The sequence below is a fragment of the Sphingopyxis sp. genome (genome assembly GCF_965227415.1).
Classification (GTDB): Bacteria; Pseudomonadota; Alphaproteobacteria; order Sphingomonadales; family Sphingomonadaceae; genus Sphingopyxis.
Map to the genome: position 1 here is coordinate 2368983 of NZ_OZ245749.1, position 14271 is coordinate 2383253.

The 14271-nt window shown below is 66.3% G+C and carries 16 protein-coding genes; 5 read left to right on the forward strand and 11 right to left on the reverse strand.

Annotated elements, in window-relative coordinates; all coding sequences use genetic code 11:
• The first annotated feature begins 62 nt into the window (after positions 1–62).
• From ACO055_RS11555 to ACO055_RS11565, 3 genes are all read left to right on the forward strand, one after another.
• Positions 63–1022, forward strand: a complete 960-nt coding sequence (locus tag ACO055_RS11555; protein ID WP_422059020.1) for a bile acid:sodium symporter family protein — start codon at positions 63–65, stop codon at positions 1020–1022.
• Positions 1023–1097: 75 nt separating this feature from the next.
• Positions 1098–2309 (forward strand): toxic anion resistance protein, encoded by a 1212-nt coding sequence (locus ACO055_RS11560; protein ID WP_422059021.1) that lies wholly within the window; start codon positions 1098–1100, stop codon positions 2307–2309.
• 3 nt (positions 2310–2312) lie between these two features.
• Positions 2313–3038: a hypothetical protein gene (locus ACO055_RS11565; protein ID WP_422059022.1), complete on the forward strand. Its 726-nt coding sequence runs from the start codon at positions 2313–2315 to the stop codon at positions 3036–3038.
• Between the two features lie 20 nt (positions 3039–3058).
• Here the strand turns inward: ACO055_RS11565 and ACO055_RS11570 are convergent, their stop codons facing one another.
• The 8 genes from ACO055_RS11570 to ACO055_RS11605 all read right to left on the reverse strand — a co-directional run bounded on the left by ACO055_RS11570 (position 3059) and on the right by ACO055_RS11605 (position 8953).
• Positions 3059–3733: an alpha/beta fold hydrolase gene (locus ACO055_RS11570; RefSeq protein WP_422059023.1), complete on the reverse strand. Its 675-nt coding sequence runs from the start codon at positions 3731–3733 to the stop codon at positions 3059–3061.
• A 9-nt stretch (positions 3734–3742) separates the two neighbouring features.
• Positions 3743–4069 (reverse strand): hypothetical protein, encoded by a 327-nt coding sequence (locus ACO055_RS11575; protein ID WP_422059024.1) that lies wholly within the window; start codon positions 4067–4069, stop codon positions 3743–3745.
• Entirely contained in the window at positions 4066–4521 is a 456-nt protein-coding gene (locus ACO055_RS11580) for an RNA polymerase sigma factor (protein WP_422059025.1), read from the reverse strand. Before ACO055_RS11580 ends, ACO055_RS11575 begins: the two co-directional genes overlap by 4 nt.
• A gap of 64 nt (positions 4522–4585) precedes the next feature.
• Complete coding sequence (locus ACO055_RS11585; protein ID WP_422059026.1) at positions 4586–5191, reverse strand: hypothetical protein; 606 nt, start codon at positions 5189–5191, stop codon at positions 4586–4588.
• A gap of 223 nt (positions 5192–5414) precedes the next feature.
• Entirely contained in the window at positions 5415–6818 is a 1404-nt protein-coding gene (locus tag ACO055_RS11590; protein WP_422059027.1) for an FAD/NAD(P)-binding protein, read from the reverse strand.
• Positions 6815–7708: a TauD/TfdA dioxygenase family protein gene (locus ACO055_RS11595; RefSeq protein ID WP_422059028.1), complete on the reverse strand. Its 894-nt coding sequence runs from the start codon at positions 7706–7708 to the stop codon at positions 6815–6817. The genes ACO055_RS11590 and ACO055_RS11595 overlap by 4 nt, the downstream gene beginning before the upstream one ends.
• A gap of 141 nt (positions 7709–7849) precedes the next feature.
• Positions 7850–8440, reverse strand: coding sequence for a methylated-DNA--[protein]-cysteine S-methyltransferase (locus ACO055_RS11600; RefSeq protein WP_422059029.1), 591 nt, complete (start codon positions 8438–8440; stop codon positions 7850–7852).
• 51 nt (positions 8441–8491) lie between these two features.
• Complete coding sequence (locus ACO055_RS11605; RefSeq protein ID WP_422059030.1) at positions 8492–8953, reverse strand: Lrp/AsnC family transcriptional regulator; 462 nt, start codon at positions 8951–8953, stop codon at positions 8492–8494.
• Between the two features lie 127 nt (positions 8954–9080).
• Between ACO055_RS11605 and ACO055_RS11610 the strand changes: the two genes are divergently transcribed.
• Positions 9081–10133 carry a Leu/Phe/Val dehydrogenase gene (locus tag ACO055_RS11610; protein WP_422059031.1) on the forward strand — a complete coding sequence of 351 codons (1053 nt, stop codon included), beginning with the start codon at positions 9081–9083 and terminating at the stop codon, positions 10131–10133.
• A complete protein-coding gene (locus ACO055_RS11615) occupies positions 10133–10378 on the forward strand; it encodes a hypothetical protein (RefSeq protein WP_422059032.1) in 246 nt (81 codons plus the stop codon). Before ACO055_RS11610 ends, ACO055_RS11615 begins: the two co-directional genes overlap by 1 nt.
• On the opposite strand, the gene ACO055_RS11620 is transcribed toward ACO055_RS11615, so the two are convergent.
• The 3 genes from ACO055_RS11620 to ACO055_RS11630 are packed head-to-tail and all read right to left on the reverse strand — an operon-like array spanning position 10379 to position 14267.
• On the reverse strand, positions 10379–11557 hold the full coding sequence (locus tag ACO055_RS11620) for a dipeptidase (protein ID WP_422059034.1): 1179 nt from the start codon (positions 11555–11557) through the stop codon (positions 10379–10381).
• Positions 11554–13131, reverse strand: a complete 1578-nt coding sequence (locus ACO055_RS11625) for a serine hydrolase (RefSeq protein WP_422059035.1) — start codon at positions 13129–13131, stop codon at positions 11554–11556. The genes ACO055_RS11620 and ACO055_RS11625 overlap by 4 nt, the downstream gene beginning before the upstream one ends.
• Positions 13128–14267 (reverse strand): hypothetical protein, encoded by a 1140-nt coding sequence (locus tag ACO055_RS11630; RefSeq protein ID WP_422059036.1) that lies wholly within the window; start codon positions 14265–14267, stop codon positions 13128–13130. The genes ACO055_RS11625 and ACO055_RS11630 overlap by 4 nt, the downstream gene beginning before the upstream one ends.
• Positions 14268–14271 lie beyond the last annotated feature (4 nt).

Genomic DNA, 14271 nt, shown 5'->3' on the forward strand with positions numbered 1-14271 from the left:
CGCCTCTCTATCGAGTCGCGCGGCCTTGCCAACCCCGCCTCATCCCGCCATCGCCGATTCCCATGCTCTCGCGCCTTTTTCCCGACCGCTTCGTTCCCATCCTGCTGGCCACGATCCTGATCGCCAGCCTGCTGCCGGTGCGCGGCGCCGCGGTTCCTGTCGCACAGGGCGTATCGACCGCAGCGATCGTCTTTCTGTTCTTTCTCAACGGGGTTCGTCTGCCGCGCGACGAAGTGCTGCACGGCATCCGCAACTGGAAGCTGCAAGGCGGCGCGCTGGCTTTCTGTTTCGGTGCGATGGCGCTGCTTGGACTCGGTGCGCAGCTTGCCACCGCGCCCTTCCTCCCCGCGACGCTTGCGCTGGGTTTCCTGTTCCTCGGCATCCTGCCATCGACCGTCCAGTCGGCGACCGCCGCGAGCAGCCTTGCCGGCGGCAATGTCGGCGCGAGCGTCGTTGCCGCCGCGTTGCTGAACCTGATCGGCGTCGCCGCCTCGCCGCTTCTGTTCGCCGCGCTTGCGGGGGCCGAGGGAGAGATCCATGGCGAAGCGGTGCTGCGAATCGTGTCGATCCTGCTGCTGCCCTTCATCGCCGGGCAGCTTGTCCAGCGCTGGCTGCGCCCCTGGGTGCTCGCCCATCGCGGCCTTGCGACCATCATGGACCGGACCGCCATTGCGATCGCAGTCTATGTCGCCTTCTCGGCCGCCGTCGTCGCGGGCATCTGGGGACTGCTCGACGGACGCGAAATCGCGATCGTCTTCGCCGTCGTCGCGCTGCTGCTCGCGCTCTCCTTCGGCGGCGCCTGGGGACTCGGGCGGCTGCTGGGGCTGCGCCGTCCCGACCGCGTCACGCTGCTTTTCTCGGGAGCGCAAAAGAGCATCGCGGTCGGCGCCCCGCTCGCCGCAACGCTGTTTCCGGCGGCGACCGCCGGCATGGTGCTTGTCCCGATCCTCGTCTATCATATGGCCCAGCTGATCCTCTCGGCGTGGCTCGCGCCCACGCTTGCGCGCCATCAAGAGGTGTAGTGCTTGAATAACACAGGCTGGCATGCCATATAGGCAGGCGGCCCGAGATCGTAACGGCGGGTTGGAGGAAGACGAATGAGCGAAGTGACGGCCACTGCGACCGCAACCGACGAGCTGAAGCTGACCCCGCCCGATCCGGTGCCCGTCGTGTCCCCGGAAAAGGCAGCAGGCCTTGTGCCGCTGTCAGGCGATCAGAAATCGAAGCTTGAGGAACGCGTCGACGGCTTTGTCGACGATCTGGTGGCGCAGGACGTCAATTCGCCCGCTTTCGGGCAGAAGGTCGACCAGATTACCAATATGGGCCGCAAGGAAATGCTGGAGGCGGCGAACCAGTCGAACCGCTTCCTCGACCGCCCGATCAAGGCGATGGACCGCGACAGCGACATCGGCATGAACCTGATCGAACTGCGCAATACGGTCGAGCGGCTCGATCCGTCGGCGAACGGCAAATTGCTGTCGAAGCGCGGCTTTCTCGACAAGATTTTCGGCAGCAGCGTCACCAATTATTTCGCCCAATATCGCTCGGCCCAGACGCATATTTCGGGGGTTCTCACCGCATTGTCGAACGGCAAGGACGAGCTGTTGATGGACAATGCCGCCATCGACGTCGAACGCCGCAAGCTGTGGGAAGCGATGGGCAAGCTCGAGCAGATGGTCCACATCGCCCAGACGCTCGACGAAAAGCTCGAAGCCAAGGCGAACGAACTCGACAGCGTCGATCCCGCGAAAGCGAAGGTGCTACGCGAGAACGCGCTCTTTTACGCCCGCCAGCGCACACAGGATCTGCTGACCCAGATGGCGGTGACGGTGCAGGGCTATCTCGCGCTCGACCTCGTCAAAAAGAATAATGTCGAACTGGTGAAAGGTGTCGACCGTGCGTCGACGACCACCGTCGGCGCGCTCAAGACCGCGATCACCGTCGCGCAGGCGATGACCAATCAGAAGATGGTGCTCGAACAGATCACCGCGCTCAACACCACCACCGCGAACATCATCGACGGCACGTCGAAGATGCTGAAGGACAACACCGCGCGCATCCATGAACAGGCGGCATCGAGCACGATCCCGATGGAAACGCTGCAGCGCGCCTTCCAGAACATCTATGACACGATGGACGCGATCGACACCTTCAAGCTGAAAGCGCTCGACAGCATGAAGACAACGGTCACCACCCTCGAAGGCGAGGTCGCCAAGTCGAAGGGCTATATCGCGCGCGCCGAAGGTGCGAGCCAGGCGCAGGCGAGCGTCGGCGGCGCCGATAGTCCGCTCGCATCGCTCGAAGGCTAAGACATGACGATGAGCGAAGTCGACAAGGTCCGGATTTCGGCCGCCTCGGCAATCGAACGGTCGCGCGAGCGTCGCCGCCCGATCGGGACGAAGAGCGTCGCGCTGCGTCGCCAGCATCTCTACAAAAAGCTCGGCCGCGTCCTCATCGCGGGCGGAATCGTGCTGCTTGGCGCAGCCTTGTTCGGAGCGTTGATCCAGCCGCTCGGCTTTACCGGGCTGCTTGCGCTGTTCGTGCTGCTGATCGGAGTAGCCGTTCTGTTCGGTCGATCGCCCTTCCCCGAACCGCGTCAGGCTGACCTGCCCAAAGCCGATCTGAAACAGCTCGCGGGGCGTACCGAAATATGGCTCGAGGCGCAGCGCCCCGCGCTTCCCGCCCCCGCGCGCCAGCTCGTCGACGGCATCGGCGTTCAGCTCGACCTGCTCGCCCCGCAGCTCCAGACGCTCGACGCAGCGAGCCCGGCAGCGGCCAATATCCGCAAGCTGGTCGGCGAAGACCTGCCCGAACTCGTCGCCGGCTATCAGCGCATCCCCGCCGGGCTCCGCAAGGAAGCGCATGCCGGCCGCACCCCCGACGAAACGCTGGTCGGCGGACTCGGGATGATCGAGCGCGAGATCGGTGACGCCGCGCGCAGCCTGGCCGCCGGCGACCTCGACAAGCTGGCGACGCGCGAACGCTATCTCCAGCTCAAATATCAGGGGATCGAGGGCGAGGACACACCGCCGGTCTGACCGTCCCGGACGCGCCTTGTCTAGGCGATCCGCTCCAACCAGGCCGCGAGCGCCGCCCGCGTCGCCTCCGCCGCTTCCAGCTGCGGCATATGACCGCATCGGTCCACGACCGCCAGCGTCGCGCCGCGAATCGCCTCGGCGAGTTCGATCGACCGTTCGGGCGCCACGATGCGGTCCTCGGCGCCGGTCAGCACCAGGACAGGCACAGCGATCGCCGACAGATCCCCGCGCTGATCTGGGCGCTCCAGCGCCGCCGTCTGCTGTTCGATAAAGCGGTCGGCGTCGCAGCGCAGCAGCATCGCGCGCACCTCATCGAGCAGCGCCGGATCGGCGCGACTGTCACGCGCCAGCGACGCGCGCGCCAATGTGCCCGCGACCGCGGGATAATCGATACGCGCGTCGGCCATCACCCGCCGCCGCCCCGCGCGCTGCTCGTCCGAATCGGCCCGCGCGCTGGTGCTGAGCAAAGCAAGCCCGGTCAGCCGATCCGCCGCGCGCGCCGCAACGGCGAGCGCGACATAACCGCCCATCGAATGACCTGCGAGCGCGAACCGGTCGGGCAGTTTCGCCAGCACCGCATCGGCCATCGCGGCGATCGACGCACCGCTTGGCACATGGATCGCGTCGACGGGCATGCCCCGCCAGCACGCGGCGTCGGCCCCGATGCCGCATAGAGCCACCAGCGGAATCGTCATCGCCGCGCGTCAGGTGCCGCGTAGCCGCTGCGTGCCGCCGAACCAAAGCAGCAACACGAGCAGCAGCGGCGGCGCAAAGCCCCATTGGGCGGGCCCCGCCAGCGGCGCCAGCAACACCGATGAGGACAGCAGCCACAGCGCGGCCAGCAGCGCGCCGATCGCCAGCGCCTCGACCGCGAAGCTGCGCCAAAAGCGCCGCTCGGCGCGGGCGAGCGCGGCTTCGGCATCAATCGCCTGGTCGATGCGCGTGACGAACTGGCGGTCGCCGGCGCGCGCGGGCGGCGCCAGCACGTCGGCCAGCATCGCGTCGATCTCGCTCTCGTCGGGCCGGGTCATGGCTGCGCTCCTTCGCCGATCATCTTCTGCGCCTTGGCGCGTCCGCGCAAGACCAGCGATTTGAGCGTGCCGAGCGGCACGCCCATGATCTCTGCCGCCTCGCCGTGCGACCATCCATGCCCGAAACACAGCGTGAGCGCGGCGCGTTCTTGCGGCGAAAGCGCGGCGAGCAGTCGGTCGGCGTCGATTGCGGCATCGCCACTGGCACGCGGATCGATCGACGTGGGGATATCGTCGCCCGCGGCCAGTCCTTCGCGTCGCCGCGCGGTGCGCCGCTGGTCGAGAAAGAGCCGCCAGCCGATCCCGATGAGCCAGGCGCCATAGCTCCCCTGTCCGCGATAATCGCCGGCCCGCTGCCAGGCACGGACAAAGGCCTCCTGCGCAAGGTCGTCGGCGTCGCTTCCCGCGACGCGCGCCAGAAAGCTGCGCAGCCGCCCCTCGTGCCGGAGCACGAGGAGCTGGAAAGCCGCGCGATCACCCCCTGCGACGCGTGTGTTGAGGGACTGATCTTCATCGTCACGCAGCGGCGCGCTCCTCGGCGGCGGCGGCGCGGGCAAGGCGGCGGCGGTACAGAAGCGCCGCCCCGACAAAGGCAGGGAACAGCGCCGCGCCCGCCGAGATGCGGATCAATTGTTCATGGCCCTGGATCAACCCGAAGCCCGCCATCGCCAGTCCGATCGCGAGCAGAACCAGACCGTTGCGGTCGTCGCCCGGCGCGTCGCCGGTGCGGCCGGCGCCAAGATGCTCATATGGCTTGTTGAGCTTGTCGATCATCGCATCGACCGCGTCGGACTTCGCCTCGATCGCCCGGCGGATCGACCGGTGGAGCATCCACGCATGGAGCAATCGCGCGAGCAGGAAAAAACCGATCACGAACAGCGCGACCATCGTGATGTTTTCCATGAGATTGAAGAAGCTGTCGCTGATCGCGACCAGCTCGGTGGTCGGCGGCGGCGGCGGCAGAAAGGATGCGATGTCGCGCGGGTCGATATAGGCCGCGACGTCGGCGGGGCTGATCGACTGGCCGGGCGTCACCGGCACGGTCACTGCGGCGGCCGGCGCCGCCGGGGCTGCGGACGTGGCAGCAGCCGTGGCGGCGGTCGCGGCAAGCAGATAGGTCATTGTCATTCTCCTTCATGCCGGACGGCATGGTCAAACCACAGGCGGCGGCCTCCGGCAAGGCGCATCATCGGACCCAACGGGGATCGGGCCGGATGCGCGCGAGGCCGCCGCCGGGACCAGCCGAAGCCGATCATGGACTAGACGGCACCAACGGCTTCGGTGGATGCAGGAAGGAGAAAATAATGTGGGCGCGGGCCAGGTTCAGGACCCCGACGCCAAGACCCTAAAGCCCTTCGCCGCCCATCCAATGGGCATTGACCAACCGGCGCGCGAGTGCGCCGACCTGAATGCGGATATCGGGCACCGCGACGACTTCCCACAGGTCGCCGCGCGTCATCGGTCCGATCGCCAGGATATGTTCGGACGGATGGCCCTTCGCGTCGATGACATGGCCGTCGCGGTCGATATCGAGCCCGAGACGCAGCGCGTCGGGCCGGATACGCCGCGCACCCAGCATCCGCTTCACCAGCGGGTCGGTCGAGCGCAGCAGGTCACCCTGCGGCCCCGTGCAATTGATCATCCGCGCCGCGCGCGTGACGACCAGCTCGTCGTCGCCGCGCGGCAACCACGACACCGCCAGCGCGTCGCGCTCGACCGCAACGCTGGCAATCTTGCCGGCCCGAAACCGGAGTTGCCCCGACGCGATCAGCGCCTCGATCCTGTCCGCCACATCGGGAGCGAGCCGGTGGCGGTGGACATCCCAAAAGGGCCGCAGGTGGCGCAGGAAGCGCTCACGCTTCGCGGCATCCGCCGACGCCCACATCATCTGCGTGATCGGGCGAATCGAATCGACGACGAGCCGCCAATCCTGCCGGCGCGCCTCGGCCCGCGCCCAGCCGACCAGGTCCGACAGTTCGGGCGCCGGCTTCGCCAGCACCGGCTTTGGCCGAGGAAGCCCGTCGATGTGACGGTGCGGCCGCAAACCGCGCCGCGACAAGGCGGTGATCGGTCCTTCGTGGCCGTGGGTGACAAGGCGCAGGATGACGTCGACTGCGGTCAGCCCGGCGCCGATCACCAGCACCGGCGCATCCTTCGGCAGTCCCTCCTCAAAGGCGCTTGCCCATGGATCGCCGATATAGCGATGCGACGGCAGATGCGCGCCGGCGATCGCTGGCGGGTCGTGCGGGGGCAGGTTGCCGATGGCGAGCACGGCGCGGTCGGCTTCGATCAGCCCGCCGTTGACCAGCCCGAGTGTCACTTGCCCACCGCGCTCCTCGATATCGAGCACTTCGTCATCGACCAGCTTCAGGCGCCGTCCGTGGCGCTCCATCGCGTCGCCCAACGCCTCGCGCAAATAGCGGCCATAGGTCGAACGGGTGACGAACGCCGCGTCGCAGCCGAGCCCGCGCGACGCCAGCCAGTCGCAGAAATGGTCGGGCCGGTCGGCAAAGGCACTCATATTGCCCGCGCGAACGTTCAAAAGATGCGCGCTTTCGCTGCTGCTGTAAGCGACCCCTGCCCCCATGCGGTGCCGGTCGCGCTCGATCAGCAGCACCTCGACATCGGCCTGTTCGAGCAGGTTGAGCGCGAGCATCGTCCCCGAAAAGCCCGCGCCGACGATCGCGACGCGCGTCGCCGTGCGAAAGCGCGGACGCGGCGAATGGAGTTCGGTCGTGACGAGGTTCATCGCGTAACGATGTCGCCGGACACGGTCACGCGTTCGAGCGCGCGATACTCGGGCCAATAATCGCCGACCGCATAATGCTGGGTCGACCGATTGTCCCAGATGCCGATCGCATTCGGCGTCCAGCGGAAGCGCACCTGATATTCGGGAACCTTGATCCGGTCGAACAGCAAGCGCAGCAGGCTGTCGCTCTCTTCTTCCGGCACCCCGACGATCCGCGAGGTGAAGGTATAGTTGACGTACAGGATCTTCTCGCCCGTCTCGGGATGCGTGCGCACGACGGGGTGGCGTACGGGCGGGAAATCGCGCGCGAGCTGTGCGCGCTTTTCCTCGCTGACGCGTCCGCCAAAGCTGCGGACGATATCATGTTCGGCCTCCAGCCCGTCGATCCGGTCCTTCACCGTCTGCGGCAGACCCGCATAGGCTGCCGCGGCATCGGCCCACATCGTGTCGCCTCCCAGCGGCGGCAGGTGCCGCGCGCGGAGGATCGACGTGATCGACGGCCGTTCGCGGAACGTCACGTCGGTGTGCCATTTGTTGTAGGCCTGGAACGGCGCAAGCGTCTCGGCGCTCAGTTGAACGCCTTCGACGCCTTCGATGCGCAGAATTTCGGGATAGCCGTCGACCGAAGGGATGACCGGATGGCCTTCGAGTTCGCCAAAGAAGTGGCCAAGCCGGACATGGCTTTCATGGCTGATGTCCTGATCGCGGAAAAAGACGACCTTGAAGCGCAACCATGCCGCACGCAGCAGATCGCCCTCTTCGGACAACAGCGGCCGGTCGAGGTCGAGTCCGCTGATCTCGGCCCCTATCGTCGGGGTCGAAGGCGAAATCGTGACACCGAGCGAGCGCGCAGCATCGAAAATGTCGGGAATCTGGGCAAGGCTAGCCATGAACTCTCTCCTCTGGTCGATCGATGCCGGTCGACTCGGCATACGTCCCGCAACGCCCGAGAATAACTCAACTGATCTACTTGACAAGAAGAAGAGCGGTCAACCGCGCGAAAGCTGCGACTGGCCGCGCCGGGCGCGCGCTCAGAAGTCGAACCCCGCCTGCGCCTCGTCGCTGCCAGCCGCCTTCCGTCGCGGCGCCGGAGCCGCATCGATCGCGACGCCTTCGAGTTCGAGCATGCGCGCTTTCGAGATCGATCCCCCGGGCGCCGAAAAGCCGCCGATCTTGCCGCCGGCGCCGGTCACGCGGTGACACGGGACGATCAGCGGCACGGGATTAGCCGCCATCGCCTGCCCGACGTCGCGGGCGAATTCGGGTCCGGCGCCCAGCGCCTTGGCGACTGCCCCATAAGTTGTCGTCTCGCCCCATCCCAGCGTGCGAACGAGCGCATAAACCTGCTGAAAAAAGGGCGTCTGTTGGCCCATGTCGACGGGTACCTCGCCAAATTCGACCCGGTCGCCCGCGAAATAGCGGACCACGGCATCGACGACCGCCCGGATATGCGGCGGCGGCTCGCTTGGCTGCGCCTCGGGAAACCGGCGGATCAGTGCCTGGTCCGCCGCGAAGGCGGTCGCGGCCGGAAGGCGCAAGGCCGCGATGCCAGCATCATTCCAGCCCAGAGCCGCGAAACCGGCCGCCGTCTGGAACAGATAATAGTCGGTCCGCGTCGCCATGTTTTGCATATTCTATCGCTGCGGCCGATTTGCAACGTTCGGCTGCGCTCGTCACAAGGGCAATTCGGTCGTCGCCTTGATTTCCGAAAGCGCCACGGTCGAGTTGATTTCCTGCACCCCCGGCAATTTGCTCAGCTGGTCAAAGAAGAAGCGCTCATAGGCGTCGATATCCTTCGCAACGATCCGCAGCATGAAGTCCGTCGTCCCCATCAGGACATAGGCGTCGAGCACTTCGGGGAAGCCGCGGATCGCCGCGCTGAACTCGTCGAGATTGGCGCGGCCATGCGCATTCAGTTTCACCTGCGCGAAAACATGCGCGTTGAGCCCGACCTTGCGCCGATCGATCAACGCGACACGCTTGCGGATGAACCCCTCGCGCTCGAGGCGGTCGATACGCCGCCAGCAAGGCGAGACCGACAGCCCGACCCGCTCGGCGATTTCGGCGGTCGTCTGGCTCGCGTCGCGTTGCATTTCGCGGAGGATTTTTATCTCGAAGGGATCAAGATCGGTCATAAATTCCTTCTATCACGTATTATTCGATCATAATACCCGGTAACGAGCCGAATGCGCGAAAATGCGAACAAGTTTTATCGCACCGAAGATGCGAAGACCGGGCCTCGTCCCACAAGGAGATGTTGCCATGGTTTCGCGCCCTACCCGCCTCACGCCGCCGCTCGAATGCGTGCGGCTTCTCGACCGCGACAGCGGGCTTGACGGCGTGATCGCGATTCACTCGACCGCGCTCGGGCCCGGTGCCGGGGGATGCCGGTTCTGGAGCTATCCCGACCTCGACCACGCGCTGGCCGACGCCGTCCGGCTGGCCGAAGGCATGAGCTATAAGAATGCGCTCGCCGGCCTGCCGCTGGGCGGCGCGAAAGCGGTGTTGCGCAAGCCCGAGGGCGACTTCGACCGCGCCGCATTGTTTCGCGCCTTCGGCCGCGCCGTCGAACATCTGGGGGGCCTGTATGTGACGGCCGAAGACGTCGGGACGTCGGTTGCGGACATGCAGGACGTCGCGAGCGCGACGCGCCATGTCGCGGGTCTGCCGCCGATCGAGGGGCGCGCGGGGGGCGACCCGTCGCCCTGGACCGCGCGCGGTGTGTTCGAAGCGATGCAAGCCGCGGCGCGGTTTACGTTCGATAGCGATCTCGCCGGGCTGACCGTCGCCGTTCAGGGCACCGGCAATGTCGGTGCGGAGCTTTGTCGCCGTCTCGCCGACGCCGGCGCGCGGCTCGTGATCGCGGATCCCAGCCCGGTGCGGCGCGACCGGCTCGCCGCGATCCTCGGCGCCACGGTCGTCGGCGTTGACCAGATCGCCTCGGCGCAGGCCGAAATCTTCGCGCCGTGCGCGCTCGGCGGCGCGCTGACGCCGGAGAGCGTGCGCCAGATGAAGGCGCGGCTGGTCTGCGGCGCGGCAAACAATCAGCTCGCTTCGCCCGCGGTCGCCGATCTGATGATGCACCGCGGCATCGCCTATGCGCCCGACTATGTCGTCAACGCGGGCGGGATCATCAGCGTGTCGGCCGAATATCTGGGCGAGGACGAAAGCGACGTCGGCGGCCGCGTGGCAGAGATCGCGCCGCGCGTCGCCGCGCTGCTCGACCGCGCCGTCCGCGAAGGCCGCTCGCCCGCCATGCTTGCCGACGAAATGGCCGAGGAGATCATCGCGAACGCGCAGCGGCTTGCCGCCTGATGCGCCGCTTCCGGATCGACGCGATCCCCGATCCGCAGTCGCTCCCCCGCATCGCCGGTTTCTTCGCGCAGCGCGCGATGGTTCCGTCGATGCTGCGAATGCGGATGCTGCGCCACCATATGCGCGTCGACGTGGCGGTGGCGGGGCTGAGCGCCGCGCAAGCCGCCGTCATCGCCGCCAAGCTGGGTGCGATGTTTGCCGTGATCGAGGTCGAGCTGGCGGCGGAGCTTGCCGCCGCCGCCTGACTATTTCCCCTGGGCCGCCAGCACGCGCAGGATATTGCCGCTCCACATCTTCCCGATATCGGCGTCCGAATAGCCTGCGGCCTTCAGCCGTTCGGTGACTTTCGGCAGCGCAGATATATCCTCGATCCCGTCAAGCCCGCCGCCGCCGTCCCAGTCGGCGCCGAAGCAGATATGATCGACCCCGCCGACCTCGATCGCGCGCAGGACCATCTTCATATAATCGTCGAAGTTTACCGCCCACAGCTTCTCGGTCTTGTCGAGTTCGCGCCAGCGGCGGTTGAGGTCGGCCTGGTCGGCGGGCGACATGCTGCCGATATGCTCATATTTGCCAAACAACTCGGCGCGCGCGGGCGACATGTTCATCTGCGACATGAAGATCGTCGAAATGCACATCGCGCCGCCCTTGGCCGCGAGCGCCTTCAATCGTCCTTCGTCGAGGTTGCGCGGATGATTGTAAGCCGATCGCAGGCTTGAGTGCGACAGCAGGATCGGATATTTCGACAGCGCCAGAATCTGGTCGAACGCTGCGTCGGACGAATGGCTCGCATCGATGACGATGCCGAGCCGGTTCATCTCGGCCACCCATTGCTTGCCGAGCGGGCTCAGTCCCTTCCAGCGCCCTTCGCCGGTCGCGCTGTCGGCGAACTGATTGTCCTTAGAATGCACGGGCCCGGCTAGGCGGACGCCCTTGTTGTAGAATTCCTGCAACAGCGACAGATCCTCACCGAGCGGATAGCTGTTCTCGATCGACTTGAACGCGATCAGCTTGCCGGCCTTGTTCAGTCGCAGCGCATCGGCCGCGGTCAGTGCGGGCTCGATCGCCCCCGAATTCGCGGCGATCGTCGTGTCGATCAGGTCCGACCGTTTGCGCGCGAACGCCAGCGCGTCGGCATAGCCTTTCGCGGTCAACGGCCCCTGCTCGGTATAGATGGCAAAGAAGCCGCCATCGAGATTGCCGTCCTTCATTCGCGGAATATCGAGCTGCGCCATATCGTCGGCGAGCGGATGACGGTCGGCGAAATTCCATCCCGCGCGCTCGAAATGCAGCGGTGTGTCGAGATGCGTGTCGAGGACGAGCATCCGGCTGTGCAGTGGCGCCTCGGGGCCCTTCGGCTTCTCGCCGCCGGCCGAACACCCCGCCAGCGCGGTCGCCGTCAGCAGGATGGCCAGGCGCTTCACTTCTTGTCCTCCACCGGTTTCAGGTCGAGGTCGTGATAGTCCCAGCTGAAGTCGGCGATCTGGCTGACCGCCTTCAGCTTCACGCCGGTCACCTTGCCGTCCGCATCGAGTGCGAAGGTGACATAGGCGGGCTCGATTGCCGGATCGTCGAACGCCGTGACGAAGCTGTCATATTGCCAATGCGCCAGCCGTCCCGCCATCCGCGGGGTCGAGGTGAAATCGATCGTCAGCCCCTTTGGCGTCGAGCCGATCACGATATCGCCATACCAGGGATCGCGGTAGCGCCCTGCGTAACCCGCCAGCGCCAGCGAAGGACCGCTCTTTGCAGGCGAGGCCTGTTTCTGCTTCAGATATTCGACGCCGCCCGCCAGCCGCGACTGATACCAATCCTCCCATTTGTCGATCCAGCCATAGTCGGGCTGGTCGAGATAATGGTCGAGCAGGTCGTAATAGAGACCGAGGAGCATTCCGCTGTCCTCGCTGTTCATCATGATCGCGAAGGCAACATTCTTGTCGGGGATGATCGCGACGCGGGTGATCGAGCCGAAGACGCCGCCGCTGTGCTGGACGATGCGATGGCCGCGATAATCCTGCACCTGCCAGCCGAGCGCATAGGCCTGCTGGTTCGGCTGCGCGGGCTTGAGGCTGTCGGGCAAGGGCGTGATCGGCATCGGCGTTACCGGCGCCCACATTTCGGCGGCCTGCTTCTCGCTGAACAGCCGCTTGCCGTTCGGCAGCGCGCCGTGCGCGAGCTGGATCTTCAGCCACGCCGCCATATCGTCGGCGCTGAGCGCGAGCCCGCCCGCGGGGGCGCCATTGCGGCCCAGCTCGTCGCGTTCGTCGAGCGCCTGCTGCGGCCCCAGCCCGCGCAAAGCGCCCGACAGCCGCGCATGCGGCCACGACCGGTTCGCCACGCGGAACCGCTCTTCGCTGTCGCTCGTCGCATTCTTCATCCCGCCGGCGCGCAGCACACGCGCGCGGATGAAATCCTCCCACGTCTGGCCGGTGACTTCCTCGATCAGCTGGCCGGCGACGGCATAGAGGATATTGTCATAGGCATAGGCCGACCGGAAACTGGTCCTGGGTTTCAGATAGGCGACCCGCTCGACCGTCTGCTTGCGCGTCAGATTGGTGCGCGGCACGAACATCAGATCGCCCTGCCCCAGCCCCAGTCCGCTGCGATGGACGAGCAGGTCGCGGATCGTGATCTCGCGCGTGACCCACGGATCGTTCATGCGGAACCACGGCATATGCTTGATCACCGGATCGTCCCACGCGATCTTGCCGTCATCGACGAGCACCGCGAGCGCGGCGGCGGTCATCGCCTTGCCGGTCGAGCCGGTCTGAAAGATCGTCTGCGCATCGACCGGCGCTCGCTCGCCGAGCTTGCGCACGCCCCAGCCGTGCGACAGCGTCGTCTTGCCGTTCTCGACGATCGCGATCGATACGCCGGGAGCGCCGACCTTTTGCCGCAGCGCCTCGACGCTCTGGACGATATCGGCGGGCGGATCGGCCCAGACCGGCGTAGCGGCCGACAGCATCAGCGACAGGGCAAGCAGGCGCACGGTTTTCATGACGAAGTCTCCACTGGGGGGATGGGGGTGTCGCGCAGCAGGCGCCAGGTGCCGATAGTGATCAGCGGCACGACGAAAACGGCGAGGAACAGCCAGGCGAGGAAGCGGTATCCGCTGGCGATCAGGTCGACGAGACCGATCTCGCCCGCCACGAACATGCAGCCGGTCAGGATCACCGCCGCCATGAGCGCGCGGGCGGCGGGCTGAAGTGCGGGCCGGCCGCGGCTTTCGACCGCGCCCGAAATGCGCTCGTTGATCGCGTGCACCGCGCCCGCACCGCTTTCGAGCAAGGCGGCGAAGATCATTACCTGGAACAGGATATGAAAGCCCGGCACGTTCATCTGGCGAAGCAGGAAATCCGATGGCAGCGTCTCGGCGCCGATTGCAGGATAAAAAGCCATCATCGCGACGAAAAACAGGAGCGCGGGCAGCATGGACAATGGCCCCGCGATCAGCCCGGCGATAACGGCATCGCGCTGGCTGGTCAGGTGGCGCAGCACCGGCAGGATCACGACCGCGCCGACGATATTATAGCTCGCATAGGTCAGCCCGCCCGCCATCCAGTTGCCCCCCATCCAGCCACCAGGCGGCGGCGGCGCATGGGCAAAACCCTGTCCGATCAGCCCGCCGAAGCTCGCGAGCGCGAGGATCAGGAACAGGCCATAGACGGTGTAAAGCAGGATCGAGACATATTTGAACATCTGCTCGACGACGCCGGTGCCCCATGCGGTTACCGCGACGATCAGCACCGCCAGCAGCACCGACCCCAGCCATTCGGGCCAGCCGAAGGTCGCGGCGCCGATCGCGCCCGCTGCGGCGCCGAACACGGCAAGGATCAGGATGACGAAGATGATGTACGCCGCCTCGAACGCGACCCAGCCGGGGCCGAGCAGCGCGTTGAAGAACGCCCGGTAATCATAGGCCGCAAACTTGCGCGCGAGAGCGAAGGTCAGCGCCGCGACGACGCTCCAGATCACCGTCGCGAGCAGCATCGCGGCCAGCCCGCCCCATGGCCCCGACGGCACGAAATATTCGGCCAGCTCGCGCCCCGTCGCATAGCCGCCCCCGATGATGACGGCTTTCAGCGCGAAGCCGGGCAGCAGGAAGCGCTGGAACCAGCTCGAATCAGACGACATCGGT

What these genes read in the sequence shown, in the direction of transcription:
- ACO055_RS11605 (WP_422059030.1), bottom strand. Translation starts at nt 8,953, where the DNA reads ATGACCGATCTTGATCCCTTCGAGATAAAAATCCTCCGCGAAATGCAA.
- ACO055_RS11585 (WP_422059026.1), bottom strand. Translation starts at nt 5,191, where the DNA reads ATGACCTATCTGCTTGCCGCGACCGCCGCCACGGCTGCTGCCACGTCC.
- ACO055_RS11575 (WP_422059024.1), bottom strand. Translation starts at nt 4,069, where the DNA reads ATGACCCGGCCCGACGAGAGCGAGATCGACGCGATGCTGGCCGACGTG.
- ACO055_RS11570 (WP_422059023.1), bottom strand. Translation starts at nt 3,733, where the DNA reads ATGACGATTCCGCTGGTGGCTCTATGCGGCATCGGGGCCGACGCCGCG.
- ACO055_RS11560 (WP_422059021.1), top strand. Translation starts at nt 1,098, where the DNA reads ATGAGCGAAGTGACGGCCACTGCGACCGCAACCGACGAGCTGAAGCTG.
- ACO055_RS11555 (WP_422059020.1), top strand. Translation starts at nt 63, where the DNA reads ATGCTCTCGCGCCTTTTTCCCGACCGCTTCGTTCCCATCCTGCTGGCC.
- ACO055_RS11615 (WP_422059032.1), top strand. Translation starts at nt 10,133, where the DNA reads ATGCGCCGCTTCCGGATCGACGCGATCCCCGATCCGCAGTCGCTCCCC.
- ACO055_RS11630 (WP_422059036.1), bottom strand. Translation starts at nt 14,267, where the DNA reads ATGTCGTCTGATTCGAGCTGGTTCCAGCGCTTCCTGCTGCCCGGCTTC.
- ACO055_RS11600 (WP_422059029.1), bottom strand. Translation starts at nt 8,440, where the DNA reads ATGGCGACGCGGACCGACTATTATCTGTTCCAGACGGCGGCCGGTTTC.
- ACO055_RS11595 (WP_422059028.1), bottom strand. Translation starts at nt 7,708, where the DNA reads ATGGCTAGCCTTGCCCAGATTCCCGACATTTTCGATGCTGCGCGCTCG.
- ACO055_RS11565 (WP_422059022.1), top strand. Translation starts at nt 2,313, where the DNA reads ATGACGATGAGCGAAGTCGACAAGGTCCGGATTTCGGCCGCCTCGGCA.
- ACO055_RS11590 (WP_422059027.1), bottom strand. Translation starts at nt 6,818, where the DNA reads ATGAACCTCGTCACGACCGAACTCCATTCGCCGCGTCCGCGCTTTCGC.
- ACO055_RS11610 (WP_422059031.1), top strand. Translation starts at nt 9,081, where the DNA reads ATGGTTTCGCGCCCTACCCGCCTCACGCCGCCGCTCGAATGCGTGCGG.
- ACO055_RS11625 (WP_422059035.1), bottom strand. Translation starts at nt 13,131, where the DNA reads ATGAAAACCGTGCGCCTGCTTGCCCTGTCGCTGATGCTGTCGGCCGCT.